A 23,642-nucleotide genomic window follows, 5' to 3' on the forward strand; every position below is an offset into this window, starting at 1 on the left:
AAACATTCTCCCTTTAAGTTAAATTATATTATACAATTATGTTCTTAATTATAGTAAAGCTTTTTCACCATCATTCCACTTACTAAATACAATACATATTATAAAACTAATCCTCTTTTATAAATGAATGTGCATACAACTTATTATTTATATTTAAATTATAAAGATATAAACTATTTTTTAGGTTTCCATTTAAATCATATGTACATATGCAATACTTATTTTTTACATTATCAAGATAAAGAAAGTATATTTCATTATTTAATTTGCTATAATAACTAATTAAATTAGATTGTGGATTTAAACTATAATTTTTTATGCTGAATTCTTTAACAAATTCATTGTTTTTAATGTTAAAACTATATACCTTTCCCTCTTTTGTAGGATAATATATCTTATCATCAAAATAGAAAATTGAGTTTGTTGAAATTGGATAATATTTATCATTATCTTCTTTATCATTAAATTTAATCAAATCAAAAACATTTTCAACTTTTAAAGTTTTAGTTGAAATTTTTAAAAGACTAACACTAAATCGTTCTTTTATAGTAAAGCAATAAATATAATCATCATTAATAATCATTTTATTGTCGCTTCCAATTATTGTATCAAAGGTAATATCATTTTTTTGAATACTAATATCATCTTGAGAATTTATTGAAATTTTTTGTATTTGTTTTAAATATCTGTTTTTCATATTTGATGTTACTAAATAAATATTATCATTATCATTACCATAAGCATTTACGAATCCTTCAATTTGATGTAAAGATTGTTTGCCACTATCTCCAATGATAAGTTTTGATGAATAAAAATCTTTTTTAAAGCATTCATTTGATAAAAAATAGAATATTTCACAATTTTTAATAGTATCTGCCATATTGTATCCAATGGTATTAATATCCTTAGTAATATCTTGGTTAAGTGAATTAGATTTTAAACTACTTAAACCTTTTGGATTTTGAAATATTATATCTTTTTCATAATTAATAAGACCTGAACAAGGGTACGCATCTGTATGATAATACTTCAAATTTCCATCAGAATTAACTTCTACTAATGTAGCATCTTTATTGCCATAAGCCACTTCTGTAGAAGTTGGTGCAAAATATATATACCACTTATTATTTACTTCTTTACTTTGAGTTTTAGTAAATATTATTGACGATGCTACTAGTAATAAAATTATTCCAATAATATAATTCCTTTTTGTGTTCATGTTTACCTCGTATATCCTAATATTCTGTGTAAATACTTGCTCTACTATCATATAATATATCTTTAGGGTAAACACCTAACCCACCATCTTTATCTATATCTAAACCAGCAGTTTCCTTATATGCAGCCCATACTAATTTAGAACAATTTTTTGCACCATAACAATCTGTAAGTCTATTGGTAGCAAAATTATATGAATATGGATCTCCAATTCTTCCATAGGCCCAATTTGAAGCAACATTCTTAACATCAGCGCTTACTCCTGAAAATGTAAATATTTTAGATCCACTCTCAACCGATTTAGAATTTCTACTTATACTTCTAACACCTGTAGAAGGTAGTGATTCAACAATAGTATCAGCTGTCCAGTAAATACCTACATGTCCATATTCGATTGAAAAAGTACTTGCTGGTTCATAAAAAACATCTCCATTATATTTTGCAGGTCCTAAAGTATAGCTCTCTCTTGAAATCTGGTTTTCCAGACTTTTGTTCAATTTGCTATCTATCTTTCTTTGTTGAATTGATTTTTGCTCTTCTTCTCCAAGCTCTTTCTGATTTTTCAATTCCCTAATTATCTGTTCTGATATTTCTTCTTCTGATTTGCCTAATAATTTAGCAGAGTCTTTAATAGAGTTTTGTAACTCATCACTTGTAACTCCAGGCATTTGTGATAATATTTCATTCATATCTTTACTAGTGCTTGCATGTGCAAATATGCCTGTTTCAGCAGTTATAATTCCAGAAAATATTACAGTAATTATTAATATTTTTGTTTTTAACATTTATTTATCCCCCATCATTTTAATTTGAAAATAATATAATAAATTATATTATTAAACATCTATGTATAAAATATACAATACTTTCTTCAAAAAAACAACATTTTTGTTAAAATGTTTCCATTTTTAATAAAGTTTATCATACTTTCCATGACTCTTTCTACAGCGCTCTTACTTTTAACATAAATATTGCAATAGGGAACTTTCTCTTTAATATATTACAGAATCGTACTAGAATATATGATCAGCTTGTGGTTTAAAATATAGCTTTGGAACCATCTGTCTTGTCATATCTTCAACAATAGAAATTCCAAGTATTCTTGCTTGAAATTGAACAACTCGATCTGTCCCTTACATAGATCATCTTTTCTTATATATCTTCTTCTTTAAATACTCACTTAACATCAAGTCAACAACTAATTTTCCATAATATCTATTTACTTACATAAAATTATGTGTTTAGCAACATATAAGTATACATCAATTACCAAATTTGATTTATATATGAGACAATAGCTTACCTAATGGCTGATTAACTCTCTTCACTTAATGAGGCATTTCTACATGAACTACGATTATATTGAATCCCTAGTAATATCAGCTAAATCAGGGGATAAAGCTTCAAAAGAAAAACTAATTGAGGAGTTCAAACCTTTTATAATAAATTTCTCCCAAAAAACCTATATAGATAGATATGACCTCGAAGATATTCAAAAATAACTTCATTTATAGCTTAAATGCTTCTGAAATCTTTAATTCCTCTATTGGCAAGTTTAACAAATAAATTAAATCCATAAACCACCATAGCAATAAGACCTAATCTAATTATTAGTCTAATAATGCCTACACCCTCAACCACCGACATAAACCATCCCCCTATTTCTTTTTTATTTATAAATACTAAACTTCAAATCTAATTTTAATAATTCCCCATACCTTCAAATACACTTTAGAATTATTTTTATCAATTTAGAATTATATGAAAACTTGAGCACTTCACCATTATATGGTATAATTTGAACTCAAATACAATTTTCAGGAGCAAAAGCAATGAAATTAAAGAAATTAATAGCTTTAGGTGTGATGGTAGTTACTTTGGTAACACCTGTTTCAGCACTTGCAGTAACAACAAACACAGTAGCAGAACCCCTCACTCAAATTGATTCTATATTTGGTAAATCTAAAGAAGGTAATGGCACAGCCTTTTTTGCAGATGGTTCTGCGGCAGCCCCATGTGGTCTGAGATATTAAGATGAGCAAATATTATATTTGGATAAGACTATTTTTCTGTACAATATTGTTTCTGTTATATGATCACTTCCAATTCTCTAAAACAATATTTATTATACCTTTTGTTTTAGTAGAAGTAATTATGTTAGTATGTGACATTAAATTTAGAAAACAATTAAAAAAAGAGTGGGTTCTTATTGCCTGGTTATATATATTGTACAATTACGTAGGCCTTAGAATAATTTTATAAACAAAAAAATAAATGACTCGTAGAAGTATTACTGCTTTTGCGAGTCTTTTTTCATTAGAAAATTACTTGCTACTAGTGTACCTAGAGCTATATCAATAGATGCAGATCCTATTTTTTTAATTTCGCTTATCGTAATAAAAAAAGCTAATTATTTCAGCAATTATCATAATTGCAGGAACAATCCCTATGCCAATAAAAATACCACCTAGTAAAACGTTCTTTGTTAATGCTAATGCAAACATACATATAACTGTAATAGTAAGACAAATTGAAAAGGTAATATTAAAAGCACTGCTTTTTGACTTCATTTTAACTAAATATTCTCGCTCATCATTATTCTTTTCATCTTCCTTTACGCATTTGATACTTAAACTTCTATATACTTCTGCTATTCCAACTAAAATGCAAAAAATATCTATTATGATATACTTAGTGTTCCTTAAAGCATTTAAATCATTAAAACGCATAATTGGAATAGAAAATGTTGCTAGTAATAAAAATATGATACCACTGAAAAATTTCTTTTTATTATATATTTTTTTTCTCATTCTCTAAATTCTCCTTTAAACAATATAAATTTTCAATTGTAGTATTAAAAACACAGGCTATTTTATATGCAAGCATAATGGATGGGTTGTATTGTCCTTTTTCAAGTGAGATGATTGTTCTTGAAGAGACTGAAACTAAATCCGAAAGTTGTTGTTGAGTCATATTGGCTGAAATCCTTAATTCCTTTATTTTATTTTTCACTAGCACACCTCTCTTTAGATCAATATGAAGCTTACTTCATATGAAGTTAACTTCACATTACCATTATATTATTAAATTGTAAATATATTTTAATATACAAACTATATTTGTTTTATAAAAAAACCTTCCTCATTCAATTTTCACACCCCAATTCCACTTTCCCAACTCTCCAGCTTACCTAACTTACTATATCAATCAATCTGATTAAGTTTAACCCCATAAATAAAAAATAAATCCTGGAGTGTTTTAATCTTATAATCCGTTAACCCTTTTTCTTCATAAAATCTTTCTAATCTATATCTATTCATTTTTTCCCTTCCTTATCTTCAAAAAGAAGGAGTTAAAGCTACAATAACTCAGGCTGAAACAAGTACTTTAATGGATACCATAATAGCTAAGAATATTTTCTTAACTAAAAATGGTGCCTTTACTGGTAAGTCTGGAGCTACTTTAACTCAAAGACAAGTTACTAAGCTTGATGTAGCTTAATATATTTTTTAAGGGCAGATTTCGTGTACAGCGACACGAAATCTACCCTTTTCTTTATAAACTTAAAAATTAATTTCTAAATTCTACAAATGAGTTAAAAACGTTAACTTTTCCGATTCCATGAAAATATCATTTAGCGAAGTTGACTTTCAGCTAACATAGATAACTTTACTTTCATGCCTTTTTATGTCCCTTTATAAGTAAATCTAATATTACTGCTAATAACAATATAAATAACAAAATTTTTGCATAGTCAAGATATCTATAATCATTTGCCTTATTAGAAAGAATGCCAAATACAAAAATTATAAACCCAAACACTATATTTAAAAATCTTAACCCATGTTCTTTTAGAAATGACATAATTACCCTCCCTTGAGTTATTATATATTATAGGGATAAAAATATCAAAATTGGACTTTTTTATATTCACTAAAGTATCATTTAGCAGAATTAAATCAATTTGATTTACATAAAATTCTGATTTACCAAGTACTACAAGCTGATAGTTTGATATCAAAATAAGGTATTAATTCTAAATGAGAACAAGATAATAAAAATTTATCTAAAAGGGAAGAATACAAAATACAAGCATGGTTTTAAGATACAAAAATTCTGTAATTGTATAGTATAAACAAGGCATTTAAGGAGGATTCAATGAAACTTAAGAAAGAAATAAATATTGTAATAATTATTTTACTAATAATTATTATACAAAATAATTCATGTATTTATCCAAATGCTATTACTGAAAACCAAGTTAATGTAGCAGTATTAATATCCAATCCTGAAGATCCATTTTTAGATTTAATTATAGAAGGACTAAAAAAAGGAGAAGAAAGTAAAAAAAATAATATGGAATTTACTTTTTTTGATACAAAGAAGAATCAATCTATAGAAGCTGAAATTTTAGATAACATACTTAAAAATAATTTTGATCTTATACTAGGAAATTTAGTTGACACAAAAGTAGATACAATTGAAAATTTTATATTTCAAATTAGACAAAAAAATGTTCCAGCAATTTTATTTAATTCTGAACCATCAATTATAACAGATGAAATAAGAAATTATAAAAAATTTGTTATTGTAACAACTGACCCTAAAGAAGCCGGAATTCTTCAAGGAAAGCTTATTGCAGATCAATGGAACAAAAACAAGTCAACTATGGATAAAAATAAAGATAATATAATGAATTATGTTATGCTACAAGGCGCAATTAACAATGTAGGAGCAATTGAAAGAACAAAATATTCTATTTCAACAATTAATAATTTAGGAATAAAAACTCAAGAACTCTCAAAATCAATAAATTTCTGGAATCAGCAATTAGCTAAAGAATCTGTTAGCTCATTGTTTCTAAAATACGGAAATAAGATAGAAGTTATAATTTCTAATAATGATGCAATGGCAATAGGAGCCATTGAAGCTTTACAATATTATGGATATAACAAAGGAGATCCGACGAAAGTTATTCCTGTCTTTGGAATCGATGGGATACCAGCTGCTCAAGAGTTAATAAAAAAAGGAGTTATGACTGGTACTGTTTTTGAAAATATTAATGATACTGTAGAAGCACTTTATAAAGTAGGACTAAATTTAGTTTATAATAAATCTCCATTAGAGAATACAAGTTATAAATTTTCCAATGGAGAAACCGTAATCACTATTCCTTATCAAGGAGTAATAACATCATAAAATAAATCCATTACTCAAAGAGCAATGGATTTTAAATTTTATTAAAATGTGATTTAGTAAAATTAAAATACTCACATATTCTTGTGAAGGAAATTATCTATAATTAGCTGATGATTTTTGATATAATTTGCTACTATTACCTTATGACTGAAGAGCTTTTACTATTTCTGAATTTACATTGTTATTATTTAGAAGTCCAATGTGACCAACGCCATAAATTCTTATGTTCTTAGCTCCTTGAATATGAGATAAATAATTCGATACAATTGTATCATTTAAACTATAAATAGAAGTCATATCTATTCCCCTTGGAGCTTCAAAGGTAGTTAATCTGTTTGCACCACCAAGAGTAACAAGCTTGTCTACTTTTGAATTTCCACCTAGGTTATTTATATAATATAAACTATTAGCTCCTCCCATGCTATGGGCTACTATATCTACTTTGTTTTTACCAGTTTGTCTTAATACATTATTAACATAATTATTAAGGACAGCACCATTAATAGAGTTATTACCAATGTCTAAAATCTTATCTGGTAGATCAACAGCAAATAATTCGTCTTGCGACCATCCTTGTTGCATTAAATAGTTTTTAATAAAAACAAAATTATAACTTGCCCCTCCAAGCCCATGTACAAACACTACTGGATTATGTTCAGTTTTTGCATATGCTGGTTTTACAAAACCAAAGTTAAAAGTAATAACAGTTAGTAACATAAAAAAACTTAAAAATATTTTTTTCGTAAAAAGTTTGTTTTTCATAAATTATCCCCCTCGAAACTATTTAGTTTTATCTTACAAAAAATGTTAAAATAATAGACTTTATGTGATCTTAAAATTGTTCCAAATGCTTCTTAGTTTTTTATAGTGAAAAAATCTAAAACCATTTTTTCACTATATAGTTGAATTAACATAACCTATTTGTAACAAAATCCCCCCCCAACTTGCAAATATTCTAATTTACTTTTACTTTCATCAGTTTCACAATTCAATAAAATATAATTTATGTTATTTTATCACATTTTTCTTACTTTTTCTACAATTAACAAAATTTTTCAACTTACTTAGCATCTTTATAATCACATAATTGATTAATTTCACACTGAGATAAAGATATTATATTAGGTATATGAAGAATTTGAAAGTGAACCAGATAAGTATGGAATATTAACATTTAATGTAACGGAATTATATCCCTTAAGAAAATATGCCAGAATAAAGGATACGATAGAATGGGCTAAATATTTTCGAAATTACAAGAACCTGTTTCAATATATCTAGATAAAGTTACTAAACTTGATGTAGCTTAATATATTTTTTAAGGGTAGATTTCGTAAAAACATGATACGTATCACGCCCTTTTAGGTTAAATAAAAATGCTAACCATCCTGTGGCTAGCATTTTCTTTTTTGAATCTTCTAACATAATTTATCGTCAAATATTCCATCTAAGTTTAATTTACTTATTCTCTTCTTAATTTCCTTCATATCCATTGTATAAAGTCCAAGTTCCTGCATTCTCTTAAAATATCCTGCTCCTGCAAAAGTATATCTTTCTTTTCTTCCTTCTCTTGTTTCTGATTTTTCATTTTCATAAGATATTATATCTCCTATAGCAATTGAATTTGGAAGTATTAAAAGGGATAATCCCATCATTAATCTAACTGCATTATGTCCTGCCAAAGTTCCTGTACATATTGCTTCTGTATGACCAACAAATAATCCACTCTTTTCTCCAGCACAGAAAAGATTATCTACTCCAACTACTTTCATATCATTGGTTCTTGGTGCTACTGAAAGATATCTTATAGAATTGCCTTTACTTCCTGCATAAGGATCTACATATTTTACATGCTCTAATCCCTTTATCTTTCTAAGTTTATGAAGAGGATAATAGGTTGTCATCAATTTTGCGTGTGCTATGTGAACAAAACTGCAACATACAAAGAAATATTTGAAAATATTAATAATATCACAAATACAATGCATAATGTCTTACCAGAAAATACCCCTGCAGAAAAAATACATAAACTTAGATTGATGCATGATTTAACCCAAAGGCAACTTGCCTCTAACTTACATATTAGTTATTCATCAATTTGCAAATATGAACAAGGTCATAAAATATGCAAAGATAATTTAATAAAACTTTGTAACTATTTCAATCTAGATCTACATTATTTTGAATAAGTAAATTAACTGGATCCTTTTTAAAGATCCAGTTAATTCCCACCCTCTTTCTTTTTCCTTTTTATAATTAGTATTACTCTCTTTATTTTGTTTTTGCCCCTATTCATTGATCCCCTACCCCTGAACTTATTTCCCCCATTTAATGTTTTTTTCTTTAATTACAAACCAAAACCCCTAATAATTTCTAAAATTCTATTATTTTATATATTTCCATCTTAAGTTTCTCAATTTTATTTTCACTAATGTTTCCTCTTAAAAATAGATTATTAACATCTATCTCTAAAGCCTTTAGATTATATGTGTAAGATAATTTTACCATAAGAAAAGTTGAATACCACCTAAAAACTTTCGACCTAATATGAGGATACAGTTTTTAAGATTCGTGCATGATAAAGAGATATATTATAAAAAAACGTCTAACTCAATCGTAATTAGTTGAAAAACTCTGAAAAACTAAAAGTTGTGCTAATAAATTAGAAAACTGTCCAAATAATTATACTCTAACAGTTAATCTAATTTTAAAATTATGAGAAGAATTAGAATTGGAATCTGTAAAATATTTTTATTTTTTTCCAAAACAAAGACCAAGATTAAATCTTGGTCCTACTAAATAAATTTCTTTATAATTTTACTATGCTTTAAACTTTAGAAGTTTTTGTTATTCGAATTCTTAGCCTAATGAGTATATGAATAGAATGTCTAATTATATAGATAATGTAAAGTTCTGATTATGCTAAGAAATAAAATATATTATTTAAAGCCTCTACCTACGTTAATTTAATACTCTTCAAACTAAAAAAATCTAGCCTTCCATTGTTCAGTATCAAATTCTTCTACATTAATCTCATTTCCATCCCATTCGACTATTTTTCTAGTTGCATAGTAATTAGGCTTGCCTTTTTTCTCAGTATAAATTCCCCATGCAACAGTAAAGTTTTTCTTCTTTATCAACTCAATAAGTCTTTCTTTTCTAATAAGCAATGCTCTTTTATATCCATCGAACACTATATCTAAACAAACTAATTCTCCTGATTTATCATACCATTTGCCATCATATAATTGACTTAGTTCAAAATACTCAACAAGAAATTTACTTGGCATTGCATAAGATGAAATAACATCTTCTCTACTTTCTGAAAATGGCGTTGGATTATTATAATCAATACCTGTTTGTATAAATTTATCTTCATCATAATCTCTTGCGACTTCTAACTCAAAACCCTTATATGCATCTGACCAAAAATATTCTCTTGAAAACACATCATTCACATTATAATTATTTCTTCCCTCTGCAAACTTTTTAAGTTCTGTCTTTTCTGCAGTATTTAATATCGATACATCATTTGGAACCAATACTGCTATAGCTTTAGCAAAATACTTTTTAGGTTCTTCATCGTATCTTAAACAATCACTTTCCCATGTATTATACATTTCTAAAGTCACAAAAGATTCATCATTATATTCAACAAATAATATTTTATCTATAGTAGGTTCTTCCGATTTTTCACTTGCCCAAACTTCATTTTGGACATTTGGAATTTTAAATACATCGTTCCATAGGTTCTTTTCTTTTGAAGGCTTCAGCGTCAATAAAGTTGGATCTACACCTCTGTACCCAAATTGCCATGGTCCTGTGTATTCATATGGAATAAAAGTCTCCTTAACATCATCCTCTAATTCATCATATTCTTCATTCTCCAGATCCAATAAATCATCTGAATTATTATAAAGTTTTAAAATTTCTTTTAACCTTTTACTGTGCAATCCCTTATACGCTTTACTATATTCTCGTTTAACTTCTCCAGGCTTGAAATTGTCAGCAAGTCTTGCTAACATTTCAAAACTTGCTATTCTTTGATACTTCTTCCCAATTCTTTCGTTGCTGTGCGCATGCCTGTCATAAGACTTAACTTTTCCATCAAATTTACCATGTAAATTATAATTATATCCATATGTTTCAAAAATCTGTTTTGTGACAATATTACTTAAGTCTTGTGCAATAAAATGATACTTCCAAGGATAAACCCAACCTTCAAAAATATATCTGCCAAAATCACCATACCCGATAGAATTTTCACCTGTATTTGTAGCCATAGAGTGAATTATTGTGTTAATAGAATACATATATGATTTTACATTTTCATCTTTATAATCTACTAAATATTTATCTATTTCCTCTTGACATGGAATTTGGGCATACCATTTGCTATTATATGGTGGAATTGTTTTTTCTATATCAAAATTACATTCACCTATCGATTGTATTAAATAATCAATAATTCCTTTTGCATGTGCTCTAATTATAATATGTGGGTAAACCTCATTTCTATCAAAAATATCAACATATACTTCTTCTGCAAGTTCTTTAGCGCCTATTAAATTTTGAGAACGTAACACAGCGCCATACACACTGCAATATAGACCTTCTTTAACATATCCATCATTAACTTGCTTAAATCTCTTTATAATTTCTGCAGCAACCAATAGGTTGTCTTGTATTAATGCTACTAAAGACCAAATAGCATTTTCACGATAACTATTATTTGTACTTGCTAAAGACCACACAAGTAGGATAATAATAAGTTCTTTGACCTCTCGTGTATATTCTTCTAGTTGACTTCTACATAACCGAACTAATGTATTTAATATTCCACTTCCATAAGTTGTATCATCATACAAACATTCAACCCAAAAACTATCTCTAACTGCCATTGAATGTTTATTAAGATATTCATGCAATAATAGAGCATTTAATGGATGTCCTTCAATTGGTGCTATAATTAACTGCTTTTCTATTAACTTTTTAAAATACCATGGACTTACAATTATGTACTTATTAATCATACTAATAGTTGTTTCCAAAGAAATAGATGTCTTTTTTCTCCACACTAAACTATTAAGGAATTGATCTAAAACTTTTTCTGCCGTCTCTTCATCAAGTATTTCCAACAATTCTAGTTCAAATTCTTCAGGAATTAAGACAAAAAATTCTTCTATAATTCCACTATGAATCTTAATAAAGTACTTTGATAATTCGCCATTTAGGATAGAATCATTCAACTCCTCTTTTGTGTTAATATTAGAAAGTAAATATTGAGCTGCCAAAATGTTATGGTACCTTTCATAAGCAAACTGTATATATTCTTCCTGACTAGGATAACCATATAATTCAGTATAAAATAATCCATTTTCTATCATTGCCTGAATAAAATCCACTAATGAGACACCAAATTTTTCAACTACTGCGGCAACAATTTCATAAAACGTACTGATTGTAATCCCATATCGTGCATCATTTTCAAGACTATATTCGATTATTTTATCTACACTCTTTTTAACAAGTTTTAATCCTTTTTGATATTTACAACGCTCCGAAATACTTTTTTCTACAACTTCAAGATATCCCCCAAAAATCTCATTAAACGAACTATACTCTTCAATTTTTACATTTCCAGAAGCACTTACTGTCTTACAAAGAGTATGAAGAAACAGTGGATTATAAAAATTTGAGTATAGAATAGGAAAAGTAGGTTTATCTATACCATAATAATCAAAAAAATCTGCAACTGCTTGTGATGAATCCTCAGCGAATCCTCTATGTTTTATAACTAAAGTTTTATCTCGCTTTTTATAGTTTTCTGGCAAGCATTTTTTTATATACGTTTCTCTAATACTAATGATTAACTTTATTCTATTATAATTTTCAAAAATACCTATCAAGCCTTCGAAGTACTCTTTCCATACTTCTGAATGATGTCCCTCGTTTATTCCCTCAATAATAAATGGAATAATACAATTATTATCTTCAGCAATTTTGTTTAATTCTTCAAGAAAACGCTGTAATGTGTACGGTATATGTAAATATTTTTCTAACATTAAAACAGGATCTAAATCATTATTTAAATGCTGTCCCAATATGAATATACAAATTTGATTTTTTAAATAGAACATATTATAAACGAAATGTGCTATTGAATGTGATTTACCAATACCTGCTTCACCAGTGATTACCAAACTGTCTGCACAAAATGCCTTTCTGTAATTATCTAAATAACCATTTTTAACACATAAATTTCGCCAATCATAATAATCATTACTATTATAGTAATCCTTCTCTGAATTAGTATATTTCTTTCTATTTTCACACTCAACTTCATCTATAAAATCTATCATGTCCTTTTCCAATAAGAACGAATCGAATTCTCTATTTTCTAATAAGTCTTCTATTAAAAAGTTCAGTTTATTACTAATATCTAAATTTACATTAACATTAAATCTTGAAATAGCATTTTTAACCTCTTTTAAAGATAAATATAAATTTCTTTTCTCATCTTCAATAATACAAAACTTGCTCAACCAGTTTGACAATTCAACATCAACATTGAATTCCTTATTAAATCGCACTTGTAAATTATCAATAGATGTTTTTATCATATCCTTTAAATAAGGTAAGTCCACACAACTAACAGGTAACAATTTGTTAACTAACAATTCATCAGACAATTCCAATTTCATACCAACTATTTTACTCTTATCATAAAATTTATCTCTAAATTTTTGGTATGTCTTTTGATTAGTATTTTTTGCAATATAATCTAGTATTATATTTATGCACTCATGTTTTCCATCAGGATAAATAATGGCTTGGGTATAATATTCGTTTTCTAATTGTAATCTTCTTTCTTTTGCACCTTCATGTTTACAACCAACAATAGCATAGTTATTCATTCCTGCTTGAGAAACCTCACATAATAACTCAATTGGTCTATCTTTCTCTATGCTACATCCTAAAAACAATATTGCTTTACTTATGTAAGCTTGTTTCAGTGCTTGTATTAAATTAGGATTACTATAAGCTAACTCATACTGTTCTTTTGTTAAAATAATAGATTTTATAGGTTCAGTAATATCACCATGAATTTTATATAATAGTAATTCCCCATCTCTAAGCGCGCCATTTAAAGCTTCAAAATGACCTGGGTGTGCAACTGATAATACCATATCATGCAATCCGTAGACTTTTTCTATTACTTTATCATAATTAGTTGTAATTATTAAACCTTTTTCAAAAATAATTGGTAATAAATTAATTGGCTTATCAACAAAATCGAGAAAATTTCTATCTAAATGCTTTTGTCCAAAAGTATCTTTTAGATAATCAGCAAACGTTCTTTGTCCCATTTCTGCATACAAAAAATCCGCTTTATCCTCATAACTTAAATTATCAAATTTATTTTTTTCTGAAACATCTATAAATTCTGTAAATGTTCTATTTAAAAATCCACTCCAAGAAGGATATACATTTTCAAACAGCATAGACATTCCTGCTCCTACATATGGCACTATACTACTCGATCGAATTTTCTCAATTAAACTATCAATATTACGTTGATTATACGGAGCATTAAATGCCATAATATCTTCAAAATTCATAACTTTATCCCCCAGGTCTCATATCATCTTCTATCTCTGTTGCCCCAAAGAAGTCTTTTCAATGAGAACAATCTCTATTTCATAATTAACATTACATTATTTCATAAAAATAAAGAACCCAAAACAAAATAGGTTTTCATTAATTTCTATAATTTAGGATCCGTCTATCCCTGTAACATCACTTACTTGACTATAATTCAGTGTACTACATTCAACTTCATTTTTCACTTAACTACTTTTTCTAATTATATTAGCTTCCCATTATTAGCCTAACGAGTATATGAATAGAATGTCCAATTATATGGATAATGCGAAGTAGCTAAATAGAACTTAATGTATATGTTACGTCCCATTGATAATTGGAATTAATACCTTTATTGTACTCTTTTTCAAAACCGATTAGCTATAGGTATGAAAATCAAATCCATCTTCTGGCTCCCCTATTTCAAAACCTAATACTGCTGAAGCTTTCTTTTTAAACAGTTCAAACCATGTATCCCATTCTTCTTGCGGCATTTCAGCATAAAAAATTCTCCTTAATTTTTAATGTTACAACTTACCTATACAGTATTAGCCTAATGGGAGGTGAATAATAAGTAGTTAAATTATGCTAAAAATCTCATCTTATTTATAATACAGTCACCGTTAATAATCCTATACCATATTCAAAAAAGTCACTACTCTACATAACCGATGCATTTATGAATTTAAAGCATATCCTTTAAATTCACCACAACCTTCCACTAACTTTAAAAAGAAAATATTATTTAACAAAATAATATTCATAATTATCTTTCGCACGAAAATCAACCATTACTCCCACCTTTATTTCATCTATTAATGGTGTTTCAACGATATCCTTTTCTCCTATTTTCATAGAAATTATTCTTCCGCATTTGATATTATTGTTGTTTTTATTATAAGCAAATATTTTATTGCCTACTTTTAATCGCTGATAATTAACTTCTAAACATATTATTCTATTATCAATAATCTTTATCGGTTCATTGAGTTTTTCCTTATTCGCATACTCAAATTCATACTCTACTATCTTTTTATCAAGTATTTCATTTATTGACTTAATTAATATATCAACATAATTCAAGCAATCTGACATTAAAAGTAAAGATAACAAATTGTCACTTATTATACCATGTGCTATTTGATTTCTTCTTTCAGCTAAATCTTCTAATTTAAAAAATAGTGTTTTATTATTTATATCAGCTATATCTTCCTTTTCTATAGATAGCTCTCTCATATTATACTCTATAAATTTACTATTATTTTTCACTTCATTTAATATTCCTTGGATTCCAACATTATTATATATTTCATTAATAGATTCATACCTAAAGTTAGATGTGTGATGTATAAAAGCATCCAAATTTAATGTATATTTTTTATCACTTAAACAGCTATTTAAATTTTTTATTACATCGCTTTTTTTTATATGTTCATATTTACTCATTGTATCTATATACTTTAATAAATTAGCACAGAATATTATATGATTTTCAGTTATTTTATTAGGCAATCTATTATATTCCATGATAGTATTATTTAATATGCTTAAATATTCTTTTATACTTTCCTCAACATAATTTTCTAATATACCATACATTGTAACTATTATTAAATTATAATCATACATTTTTTTTGTTTTAAGTTTTTGTAATGATCCAACGAATTCCTTCAAATTGTGCAACTCTTTTAATTCTTTTAGCTCCTGATATTTATCAATCTTATCAAAAAGCTCCACCTCTATATCATCAAAAATTTTCATCTTTTCTGAAAGTTCTATATACTTCCTTAATCCATCTATCTTTTTAATGGCTTCAATTAATGCTAATTCCATAACAATTATTCCTCCAAATATGAAGTAAAGAAATCTCTATATAACTCTCTTCTCTGTTCTATATTAGATTTATTATTGTTTCTACCTTCAAAATACCCATAGTTCTTTTCATAGAACTTAATTAAATCTTCTTGTATACTAGCATTAATTAAAAGTAATTTTTCTTTGTGTTCAAATAATTCAGATAGTACATACATTATAGCATCAAATACAGTCGTAGTAGCTTTATTTAACCAGTTCCATTTTCCATTTCTTTTTCTCCATAAATAAAAAGCATTTTCACCTAATAAATCATATGCAAATTCTATTATTCTTTCAAATTCAGCTTTTAAATCATTTAGTAAATTTTCATTATATAAATTAGCTTTTTTCATATAATAGTCAAAGAACTCATTTAATGTTCTACCTTGATATCCATCTATTTGCCTCATTGCAAAAAACCTTAATACGTATTCAACATCTTTCATTTTGCTATACAGCTCATTTTCCATTAGATCATTTTCATAATCTATATGGTTTTGATATGAATCCTCTATTGGAACTCCAATTAAAATTTTTAGATATCTATTATCAGACAAACTTAGACATAGTTCATTCATTGGCCCATTATACAAAGCATTCCTCGTTTCCTGACCTTCTAATTTAACCCCTCCATTATTAATTCTTTCAAAAACAATTTGCTTCATCCTCCGAGCTTCTGATTTACTCTTTGCCGTTTCTTGTAGAAGTATTAATGATGATATATATCGTCTATCTATTCCTTGTTTAATTTTAATCGGAAGCTCCTCATAGGTTCGCCCATTTAACTCCTCCCAATACTCAAGTCCCTCTAATTTAAATTTATTTTTATAAAATTGATCAATTGCAGTTAACCTCTGTAAACCATCCATAACTTCATAATGAGAATAATCGTCTTCATACAAAAAAATAGGTGGAATTGGAACATTCATAATAAACGATTCTATTAACCTAGATTTTTTCTGATTATTCCATCTATGTCTTCTTTGAAAGTCAGGATTAAGTTTGTATTTTCCACTATCAATCATTACAGGAATAGTATCTAATGGATATCTTCCTTGTTCTGTAACAATTCTCGATTCTCCAAGAAGATATTTTTTATTAATATCTTCATCACTTAAATTTTTCTGATTATCCGTGTTATCATCAAATTTTATAAATTCATTTTCATATAATCTCATTATTATCCCTCACTCATCTAAATTTATTTTATATGCAAATTATACTATATTTGAATAAAAAAACAGTAACATCTAAACTTGATACTGATTACGTAGATTTTAATATAAGGGAACCTCGTCAAACCTCTCACTTAAAAATACGCTCTTTGTATTATAAATCATCTCAACTTCCCATTATAGACATAATCAGAAGTTAATTTAATATTGTCATTTTTATTATTAATTGTTCTAAACATCTTAATAAATTTCTTTTTTGAATATTTATCCTCTTATTATTTTAACATTTTCTATTACAATTTTATAATTATTTCATAAAATACTATCATCCTCTATAAATTTTATTAATACTTCTCTCAAAACTGTAGTTTTGGACAACCTTTCCTCAATAAAATCCAACTCCCCCCAAATCCTCCACTCAACTTGTCCAAAGCAAAATATAATGAGCCTATTCCCAAACCCTTGGTCCTAATAAAAATATCATTTCCTCTAGATGCCTCATCCATTATAAATTCTCTTCCCCAAAGCTCCGCAAGAGAATCAGAAAAAAGACAGGTGTTCCACTAGTCCACCTGATTCCCTTGCTCCGCCCTGTCCACTCACTTCATGGACATATCGGTAGCTTGGACAGGCATTACCAAAGGCTCCTTCCTCGCCTACCATAAAGCAAGTCCAAGCCTTTGATTTATATAACAGGCTGCGCCTGTAAGTAGCTGCTCTACCTCTTCTTATCTATCTTCCAATAAATTTCTCAATACTTTTAATAATCTATAACCTTTAGCTTTTATTTTTTATTTGTTACAATAACCACACTTATCTTCATATACTCCTATACCCTATATACCTAATACCAATAATAACTTGGGCACCTAATCCCACACCCAAAATAGTACAGACCATTGCTCTACATTTCTAACCTTATATGAGTTTTCCGACAAGCTCCAACCTCCTCTAAGGTAAGAACTGTTAGGGATTAGGCTAGTCCTATCTTTTGGTACCCGTAGGGGTGCATTTACTACGCTATAAAAAATGCTAGTCCAAATGATAGACTTGCTATTAAAGCAGTTCCATCATTTGAACTAGCTAGAATCATGAGTTACGCATAAATAAAAATGAATATAACTCCCTATGTTGGCTTCGCCATTTTAGATGTGTGGTCCCCAAAATCCTTTGAACTACCCCAAGGGGAGTCCACTTTGTACAAACTTTTGTCCAAAGCCAGGATGTACTATCTTCTCACTTGGACAGCCCCAGGGGTGTCCACCTTTGACAATCTATTGTCCAAGGGCTTGTCATATATACCTTTTCTGGATATTATCAAATTTATTTGACTCATTTATCTTATAAATGTAGTCATTTCACTTTCCATAGTATTTTCACTAATAAATTCTGTAGTATAATGCCAATTCTTTTTAATAAAATTCACAAGCCAAAGTAGTCCCACTATTATACAAATAATTGAGAATATAAATACTGGTAATGTACCTGGTTGTTTTACCTCAGATTCTGCTATACTGTTTCCAAAAGTTAAATACTTAAGAAGCTCTATACCAAAATTATTCAGACAATGTATTACCATACCAGGAATTAAACTCTTGTATTTCATATATAGAATGCATAGTACTCCCCCTAAAATAGCTGGTGTTATGCCCTTGGTAAGGTGCATTGCTCCAAATATCACAGATGATATAACAATTGCCTTTGCAGGTGAATATTTTACAAGTAGCTTATTGAAAATAAGTCCTCTAAAAATAATTTCTTCACAAAATGGAGCAAATATGCATGCTGAAACAAAAGTTTCCACCCAATTTGTAGGAATATTAATTGGATCACTTTGTCCATCCATTGGGAAAATTAACGTTATAATTGCAGTAAGTAAGAATAATATTCCTAGTCCCAATACTTGCGAAAAAATTCCACTTGTAAATATTTCAACAATTTTAAATCTAACAACCTTTAACCACACCTTAATGGATATTTTGAATTTGCTAAACTTATAAAAAATCAATACTGTTGGGAAAATATACAAAGCAAGTGTTACACTAATAGACGCAGACATATAGCTACTCACATATAACAATTTGCAACATACTAACGATATAATAAATGTTACAATACTACCAAAGATTAAATGTCTATATTTTATGCTTTTCAAAACCTCTATCAAATTAATACATCCTTTCCAAAAGTTAAAAATATAAAATATCACTGCCCAAATTATACCATATATTTACTAAAAGAACTCTTTTTTATATTAAGTGTATTTCTATCTCATCCTTACTTGCAGCATGTTTGACCTTTTAGTCTTTCTAAATATGTCAACGAAATATTTTATCATTGGTTCTATTTCAAAAAAGGGTTTTATATATTTTCTTAATATTCAAATTCCAAAGCTTTTTAAAGTGAATTTCAAAATGTTTCAGTAATCTTAATTTATTCAAATATAATAATATTTTTATATTACTTTTACTCCAAAAAGAAAAAAGCACTATTACTAAATTAAAAATTTATAGTCATAATACTTTACTTATCTATACAAAAAATAGAGTTAATATTTTAACTTAACTCCATATTCCAGTCCTATATTTCTTTTGTGTCTTAACAAATTTAATTATACTTATAACAACGCCTACCATATATACTATAGCTCCAACAACTTTATAATTTTCATTATTAAGTAGCCCTAATATTCCTAATATCATCATTGTGGTTCCCATTATAATATATGCTTTTCCAATAGATTCTGTATATCCTTTTACGTCTTCTTTCTTAACATTTCTATTATTATAACCATTAATTAAAGTTATTTTTTGCTTTTTCCAAATTATCAATCCTATTAAACTAAATAAAAATCCCATTAATATAACTATAAAAGAAAAAGTACTACTTATCATTTTTTATCACCCTGATCATCTTTCTTCTCATCTTGAAATTACTAACTACTACTATTATATAAAACAAGAATTATTTTGTATATATAACAAAATTGTACTACCTAACATTATAGCTAAACATAGTTTTTTATTTTAAAAAATCACTTATATTAAGTCCTAATGCCATAGATATTCTATTTATTGTACTTATACTTGGATTACTCATTTTACCTCTTAAAAGCTTATAACAATAAGTGTTACTTACTCCACTTACCTTAGATAACTTGTAGGCTGTAATATTATTCTCCTTACAATATTTTTGTAAGTATTCTATTCCTTTTATACTTAGTTCCCTCTTTCTTAATAAAATCCCATCCCCAAAGATTTTAAAACGGTAAGCAATAACTGCCTATGTATTTTCCTTTTTCAAAATCAACAATTATATCATCTAATAAGAAAATTTTTATACTATCTTCTGATCCTGATATAAAATGCTCCAATGTAAACTCTTTATTCCTATCCCTAAATCTCATCCCATTGTCTACCTTTCTTTCATCGTTAGAATTCGTTAAATGCTGTCCTAAAAGGCGCCTTCAGTGTACTCAAGATATATCGGGTTATATCGAAGAAAGAAAGTTGAACATATGAAAGGCCAATCAAATCTATTCTCAAAATGAAATTGGCTAATGTCTATGTTTATCGGTAGATGCTGCGCATCAGGATGTATCGATAAATATAGGCTTAGTCATAATATTTGTACATTTAAACAATCAAGAAAAGGAGGGTGGGTGGGTTGTGTCCACCTCTTCCTGCCTCACGCATATTCCACCTTAATCCTCTTCTAAAAATATAAAAAGCATATATATAACAAATTAAAATAAGGTGGCCATCTAAAGCATCTTAAAATCTATAAAATCTTTACCTAATAAATAAAAGAATATAGAACAAACAATTGCACCCCTGCGGGTACCTGAAAAAGGACTAGCTTAATCCCTAACAGTTCTTAATTCATAGCTGGCTTGAGCTTGTTGAAAGACAGATAGGAACTTAGAAATATAGGGTAATAGCCTGTACTTTTTCGGGTGCAGGTACCAGGTGCCCTATTTCTTTTTATATGGTATATCTATAATAGCAGTATATATAGATACATATATAAGACTATATAAAAATTATAGATATAATAAATAAAATTAACTAATCATTTAAGGTTTATTTGAAACTATATTAAATCAATTTTGTATATTAGCCATAAGTGCAGCCTGCAGGCTGTTCTATTTTATTTTTTTACTTTGGACTAGTTTTATGTAATAGGAGCACATGTTAGGTTAACAAATAAAAACAAAGTTAGAGAAGTTCACATTCCTTATAGTTAATATAAAACTTGGAATATTAGAAACTGGAATATTAAAAGCATTTGGGTTCACATTCCTTATAGTTAATATAAAACATAAAGCAAAGTTATTTGTATGTGGAGAAAATCATTGTTCACATTCCTTATAGTTAATATAAAACGTTCTGGAAATAGCCAATATTCAAAGGGACTGTGTAGTTCACATTCCTTATAGTTAATATAAAACTGGCTTTAAGAGGAACTGGTAAGACTATTGTACTAGACTTCACATTCCTTATAGTTAATATAAAACTCGTCAAAGGGAAGCCTTAAGTACAGTTTTGCCTATATTCACATTCCTTATAGTTAATATAAAACCTCCTTTAGTTAATCTGTTTGCTTCATCCATTACTAATTCACATTCCTTATAGTTAATATAAAACATTCTCATTTAAACATTTCATAAAACAACCTCCTTAAATTCACATTCCTTATAGTTAATATAAAACTGATGTAATGAATTAGCTGTTGCTCCAACTACGCTAAATTCACATTCCTTATAGTTAATATAAAACGCAAGAACTAAGGAAGGCTTAAAATCAGCAAAAGCAATTCACATTCCTTATAGTTAATATAAAACCAGGATGTCCTTTACTAAGTTCATCAAGTATACTTTGATTCACATTCCTTATAGTTAATATAAAACCTGATAGTGCTTTCACTGTTCAAATAAACAAGAATAAATTCACATTCCTTATAGTTAATATAAAACTTAAAATTTAGTGAGGTGATTTTATGGGTTTTCTCGGATTCACATTCCTTATAGTTAATATAAAACTAAGGGTATGGGAAATTAGTAAAAACACTCACCACTATTCACATTCCTTATAGTTAATATAAAACACGGTTCAAAAACAACTGTAGATGGATTTACACAGTTATTCACATTCCTTATAGTTAATATAAAACGAAAAGATATTATAGAAGGAATTATAAAGGGGATAAAATTCACATTCCTTATAGTTAATATAAAACTGTATATATATCATTAAGTATACTTTCAGTTACCCAATTCACATTCCTTATAGTTAATATAAAACTCTATATCCTCATAAACGCTTTTTTTACTACCGCTAATTCACATTCCTTATAGTTAATATAAAACTACTATGTTTTGGGAATCTAACGCATATGCAGACAAATTCACATTCCTTATAGTTAATATAAAACACTTATCAAACAAATTCAAAAGCAAGAGTAGTCGAAATTCACATTCCTTATAGTTAATATAAAACTTGAACTCGGTCATTTCTTCGTCCATATCATTGTCAATTCACATTCCTTATAGTTAATATAAAACCAGGTTTAAAAGATAAGAATGACAAAGAGATTTATGATTCACATTCCTTATAGTTAATATAAAACTGTTATTAGACTTAATTAATAGATATAGAAATCAAAATTCACATTCCTTATAGTTAATATAAAACCTTAGTAATATATTTGTTCCCCGGTAGTCTGCACTATTCACATTCCTTATAGTTAATATAAAACGTGTTGGACTTGCATATGCAATTAAGTATACAAAGAAATTCACATTCCTTATAGTTAATATAAAACAAATTAGAATAAGAAGTGAAAATGAAAATAAATTAAATTCACATTCCTTATAGTTAATATAAAACAGATATTACAGCTACATCTATGAAAACTTATATCCAATTCACATTCCTTATAGTTAATATAAAACGTATATTAATTTTAGTATTTCTGTTTACAATTGATAATTCACATTCCTTATAGTTAATATAAAACGTTATTTACTAATTTGCTTGTTGCATCACAAAATGAATTCACATTCCTTATAGTTAATATAAAACAAATCAATCCTTGATATGCATAGTGTCAACTTGTTATATTCACATTCCTTATAGTTAATATAAAACATGTACTGAATGATATAGAGCTAAAAAAGAAATCTATTCACATTCCTTATAGTTAATATAAAACTAAATCATCAATAAATGCTTGTACTAAATGTGTATCATTCACATTCCTTATAGTTAATATAAAACTTGTATTAATATAGTAGATAAAATTCCTGTGGCGATAATTCACATTCCTTATAGTTAATATAAAACAAGACAGGCTAGAAGATATGCTTAGATTTTTGAAAGATTCACATTCCTTATAGTTAATATAAAACTAAATTAGATAGAGAAGGAAATCCAATCTTGCCAGAATTCACATTCCTTATAGTTAATATAAAACGAGCCACTTCCAGCACCACTAACATTGCCCACACTTACATTCACATTCCTTATAGTTAATATAAAACGCTCTAAAGCT

Annotated in this window: 19 protein-coding genes, 1 pseudogene and 1 CRISPR repeat array (1 of these 21 cut by a window edge); of the genes and pseudogenes, 5 read left to right on the forward strand and 15 right to left on the reverse strand. The window is 27.6% G+C overall.

What is annotated here, in order from left to right; translation table 11 throughout:
- Positions 1–106: 106 nt before the first annotated feature.
- Both H9661_RS11790 and H9661_RS11795 read right to left on the reverse strand, forming a co-directional pair.
- Positions 107–1,219 (reverse strand): hypothetical protein, encoded by a 1,113-nt coding sequence (locus tag H9661_RS11790; RefSeq protein WP_191768936.1) that lies wholly within the window; start codon positions 1,217–1,219, stop codon positions 107–109.
- 16 nt (positions 1,220–1,235) lie between these two features.
- Positions 1,236–2,003 (reverse strand): YiiX/YebB-like N1pC/P60 family cysteine hydrolase, encoded by a 768-nt coding sequence (locus H9661_RS11795; protein WP_207729673.1) that lies wholly within the window; start codon positions 2,001–2,003, stop codon positions 1,236–1,238.
- A 561-nt stretch (positions 2,004–2,564) separates the two neighbouring features.
- On the opposite strand from H9661_RS11795, the gene H9661_RS11800 reads away from it, so the two are divergent.
- A complete protein-coding gene (locus H9661_RS11800) occupies positions 2,565–2,720 on the forward strand; it encodes a helix-turn-helix domain-containing protein (protein ID WP_185966904.1) in 156 nt (51 codons plus the stop codon).
- 13 nt (positions 2,721–2,733) lie between these two features.
- Here H9661_RS11800 and H9661_RS19885 read toward each other — a convergent pair whose 3' ends face one another.
- Positions 2,734–2,865 (reverse strand): hypothetical protein, encoded by a 132-nt coding sequence (locus tag H9661_RS19885; RefSeq protein WP_279232185.1) that lies wholly within the window; start codon positions 2,863–2,865, stop codon positions 2,734–2,736.
- 185 nt (positions 2,866–3,050) lie between these two features.
- On the opposite strand from H9661_RS19885, the gene H9661_RS11805 reads away from it, so the two are divergent.
- Positions 3,051–3,251: a hypothetical protein gene (locus tag H9661_RS11805; RefSeq protein ID WP_191768938.1), complete on the forward strand. Its 201-nt coding sequence runs from the start codon at positions 3,051–3,053 to the stop codon at positions 3,249–3,251.
- Positions 3,252–3,596: 345 nt separating this feature from the next.
- Here the strand turns inward: H9661_RS11805 and H9661_RS11810 are convergent, their stop codons facing one another.
- Together H9661_RS11810 and H9661_RS11815 are read right to left on the reverse strand one after the other, a co-directional pair.
- A complete protein-coding gene (locus H9661_RS11810) occupies positions 3,597–4,028 on the reverse strand; it encodes a DUF2178 domain-containing protein (protein WP_191768940.1) in 432 nt (143 codons plus the stop codon).
- Entirely contained in the window at positions 4,009–4,230 is a 222-nt protein-coding gene (locus H9661_RS11815; protein WP_143318447.1) for a helix-turn-helix transcriptional regulator, read from the reverse strand. Before H9661_RS11815 ends, H9661_RS11810 begins: the two co-directional genes overlap by 20 nt.
- A gap of 306 nt (positions 4,231–4,536) precedes the next feature.
- Between H9661_RS11815 and H9661_RS11820 the strand changes: the two genes are divergently transcribed.
- A complete protein-coding gene (locus H9661_RS11820; protein WP_423738986.1) occupies positions 4,537–4,719 on the forward strand; it encodes a DUF2922 domain-containing protein in 183 nt (60 codons plus the stop codon).
- 174 nt (positions 4,720–4,893) lie between these two features.
- Here H9661_RS11820 and H9661_RS11825 read toward each other — a convergent pair whose 3' ends face one another.
- The gene (locus tag H9661_RS11825; protein WP_143318445.1) at positions 4,894–5,082 is read right to left on the reverse strand and encodes a hypothetical protein; all 189 of its coding nucleotides are present in this window, start codon (positions 5,080–5,082) and stop codon (positions 4,894–4,896) included.
- 294 nt (positions 5,083–5,376) lie between these two features.
- On the opposite strand from H9661_RS11825, the gene H9661_RS11830 reads away from it, so the two are divergent.
- Entirely contained in the window at positions 5,377–6,417 is a 1,041-nt protein-coding gene (locus H9661_RS11830; RefSeq protein WP_143318444.1) for a galactose ABC transporter substrate-binding protein, read from the forward strand.
- 141 nt (positions 6,418–6,558) lie between these two features.
- On the opposite strand, the gene H9661_RS11835 is transcribed toward H9661_RS11830, so the two are convergent.
- Together H9661_RS11835 and H9661_RS11840 are read right to left on the reverse strand one after the other, a co-directional pair.
- Positions 6,559–7,179, reverse strand: coding sequence for an esterase/lipase family protein (locus H9661_RS11835; RefSeq protein WP_143318443.1), 621 nt, complete (start codon positions 7,177–7,179; stop codon positions 6,559–6,561).
- Between the two features lie 656 nt (positions 7,180–7,835).
- Positions 7,836–8,333, reverse strand: a pseudogene (locus H9661_RS11840) (FAD-dependent oxidoreductase); the annotation flags it as partial.
- Positions 8,334–8,399: 66 nt separating this feature from the next.
- On the opposite strand from H9661_RS11840, the gene H9661_RS19645 reads away from it, so the two are divergent.
- Positions 8,400–8,606 carry a helix-turn-helix domain-containing protein gene (locus H9661_RS19645; RefSeq protein WP_279290167.1) on the forward strand — a complete coding sequence of 69 codons (207 nt, stop codon included), beginning with the start codon at positions 8,400–8,402 and terminating at the stop codon, positions 8,604–8,606.
- Positions 8,607–9,398: 792 nt separating this feature from the next.
- Here H9661_RS19645 and H9661_RS11850 read toward each other — a convergent pair.
- From H9661_RS11850 to H9661_RS11880, 7 genes are all read right to left on the reverse strand, one after another.
- On the reverse strand, positions 9,399–14,039 hold the full coding sequence (locus tag H9661_RS11850) for an SIR2 family NAD-dependent protein deacylase (RefSeq protein ID WP_191768948.1): 4,641 nt from the start codon (positions 14,037–14,039) through the stop codon (positions 9,399–9,401).
- A 763-nt stretch (positions 14,040–14,802) separates the two neighbouring features.
- Positions 14,803–15,894, reverse strand: coding sequence for an MAE_28990/MAE_18760 family HEPN-like nuclease (locus tag H9661_RS11855; protein ID WP_191768950.1), 1,092 nt, complete (start codon positions 15,892–15,894; stop codon positions 14,803–14,805).
- Positions 15,895–15,899: 5 nt separating this feature from the next.
- Positions 15,900–17,093 carry a DUF262 domain-containing protein gene (locus H9661_RS11860; protein WP_191768953.1) on the reverse strand — a complete coding sequence of 398 codons (1,194 nt, stop codon included), beginning with the start codon at positions 17,091–17,093 and terminating at the stop codon, positions 15,900–15,902.
- Positions 17,094–18,426: 1,333 nt separating this feature from the next.
- Positions 18,427–19,257: a type II CAAX endopeptidase family protein gene (locus H9661_RS11865; protein ID WP_191768955.1), complete on the reverse strand. Its 831-nt coding sequence runs from the start codon at positions 19,255–19,257 to the stop codon at positions 18,427–18,429.
- Positions 19,258–19,651: 394 nt separating this feature from the next.
- Positions 19,652–19,984 (reverse strand): DUF3784 domain-containing protein, encoded by a 333-nt coding sequence (locus tag H9661_RS11870; RefSeq protein ID WP_191768957.1) that lies wholly within the window; start codon positions 19,982–19,984, stop codon positions 19,652–19,654.
- Positions 19,985–20,111: 127 nt separating this feature from the next.
- Positions 20,112–20,366 carry a helix-turn-helix domain-containing protein gene (locus H9661_RS20090; RefSeq protein ID WP_191769018.1) on the reverse strand — a complete coding sequence of 85 codons (255 nt, stop codon included), beginning with the start codon at positions 20,364–20,366 and terminating at the stop codon, positions 20,112–20,114.
- Positions 20,350–20,496, reverse strand: coding sequence for a hypothetical protein (locus H9661_RS11880; RefSeq protein WP_191768959.1), 147 nt, complete (start codon positions 20,494–20,496; stop codon positions 20,350–20,352). Before H9661_RS11880 ends, H9661_RS20090 begins: the two co-directional genes overlap by 17 nt.
- An 819-nt stretch (positions 20,497–21,315) precedes the next feature.
- Positions 21,316–23,642: a CRISPR direct-repeat array (repeat unit 29 nt; unit sequence ATTCACATTCCTTATAGTTAATATAAAAC) (it continues 3,204 nt past the right edge of the window).

The organism is Clostridium cibarium, from assembly GCF_014836335.1.
GTDB lineage: Bacteria > Bacillota > Clostridia > Clostridiales > Clostridiaceae > Clostridium > Clostridium cibarium.

What these genes read in the sequence shown, in the direction of transcription:
- H9661_RS11855 (WP_191768950.1), bottom strand. Translation starts at nt 15,894, where the DNA reads ATGGAATTAGCATTAATTGAAGCCATTAAAAAGATAGATGGATTAAGG.
- H9661_RS11805 (WP_191768938.1), top strand. Translation starts at nt 3,051, where the DNA reads ATGAAATTAAAGAAATTAATAGCTTTAGGTGTGATGGTAGTTACTTTG.
- H9661_RS11830 (WP_143318444.1), top strand. Translation starts at nt 5,377, where the DNA reads ATGAAACTTAAGAAAGAAATAAATATTGTAATAATTATTTTACTAATA.
- H9661_RS11880 (WP_191768959.1), bottom strand. Translation starts at nt 20,496, where the DNA reads ATGAGATTTAGGGATAGGAATAAAGAGTTTACATTGGAGCATTTTATA.
- H9661_RS11800 (WP_185966904.1), top strand. Translation starts at nt 2,565, where the DNA reads ATGAACTACGATTATATTGAATCCCTAGTAATATCAGCTAAATCAGGG.
- H9661_RS19645 (WP_279290167.1), top strand. Translation starts at nt 8,400, where the DNA reads ATGCATAATGTCTTACCAGAAAATACCCCTGCAGAAAAAATACATAAA.
- H9661_RS19885 (WP_279232185.1), bottom strand. Translation starts at nt 2,865, where the DNA reads ATGTCGGTGGTTGAGGGTGTAGGCATTATTAGACTAATAATTAGATTA.
- H9661_RS11810 (WP_191768940.1), bottom strand. Translation starts at nt 4,028, where the DNA reads ATGAGAAAAAAAATATATAATAAAAAGAAATTTTTCAGTGGTATCATA.
- H9661_RS11790 (WP_191768936.1), bottom strand. Translation starts at nt 1,219, where the DNA reads ATGAACACAAAAAGGAATTATATTATTGGAATAATTTTATTACTAGTA.
- H9661_RS11870 (WP_191768957.1), bottom strand. Translation starts at nt 19,984, where the DNA reads ATGATAAGTAGTACTTTTTCTTTTATAGTTATATTAATGGGATTTTTA.
- H9661_RS11825 (WP_143318445.1), bottom strand. Translation starts at nt 5,082, where the DNA reads ATGTCATTTCTAAAAGAACATGGGTTAAGATTTTTAAATATAGTGTTT.
- H9661_RS11835 (WP_143318443.1), bottom strand. Translation starts at nt 7,179, where the DNA reads ATGAAAAACAAACTTTTTACGAAAAAAATATTTTTAAGTTTTTTTATG.
- H9661_RS11850 (WP_191768948.1), bottom strand. Translation starts at nt 14,039, where the DNA reads ATGAATTTTGAAGATATTATGGCATTTAATGCTCCGTATAATCAACGT.
- H9661_RS11860 (WP_191768953.1), bottom strand. Translation starts at nt 17,093, where the DNA reads ATGAGATTATATGAAAATGAATTTATAAAATTTGATGATAACACGGAT.
- H9661_RS11795 (WP_207729673.1), bottom strand. Translation starts at nt 2,003, where the DNA reads ATGTTAAAAACAAAAATATTAATAATTACTGTAATATTTTCTGGAATT.